This window comes from Stenotrophomonas sp. YIM B06876 (assembly GCF_030711595.1).
Classification (GTDB): domain Bacteria; phylum Pseudomonadota; class Gammaproteobacteria; order Xanthomonadales; family Xanthomonadaceae; genus Stenotrophomonas.
In genome coordinates this window covers 1-390 of the sequence record NZ_JAUJUJ010000609.1, presented here as the reverse complement: position 1 = coordinate 390, position 390 = coordinate 1, and the positions used below count along the sequence as shown (strand labels likewise).

Below are 390 nucleotides of genomic sequence, written 5' to 3'. Positions count from 1 at the left end.
TGTACCCTTCGCGCACCCGATGCCAAGCCAGCCTTGCCTGCTGGTGCTCGCTCTTGATCGGCACGAACCGCATGTTGCCCTGGCGCGCCGCCGTGGCGATCGCCTCGGCATCGTTGCGGTCGTTCTTGCTGGTCTGGCTCTTGCGGAACGGCTTGACGAACTGCGCCGCCATCACCCGTGGCACCAGACCGTACTCTTGGCAGCGCCGCGCCCAGTAGTGAGCCCCGCTGCAGGCTTCCATCGCCACCACCGTGCCCACCGGCAGTTGCGTCAGCCACTGCAACAGCACGCCGCGCCGCAGGTCCTTGCGTTGGCGTACCCTGCCGAACGCATCCTGCTCGCAGGTCGAGAACACCAGTTTTGCCAGATCCAGGCCGATGGTGGTAATAG

General features: G+C 65.6%; 1 protein-coding gene. It reads right to left on the bottom strand.

Features of this window, described 5'->3' with window-relative positions; all coding sequences use genetic code 11:
• Positions 1-388 (bottom strand): transposase (locus tag QZH66_RS18690; protein ID WP_305807277.1); only part of this gene is annotated, 388 nt, incomplete at its 3' end.
• Between the last annotated feature and the right edge of the window lie 2 nt (positions 389-390).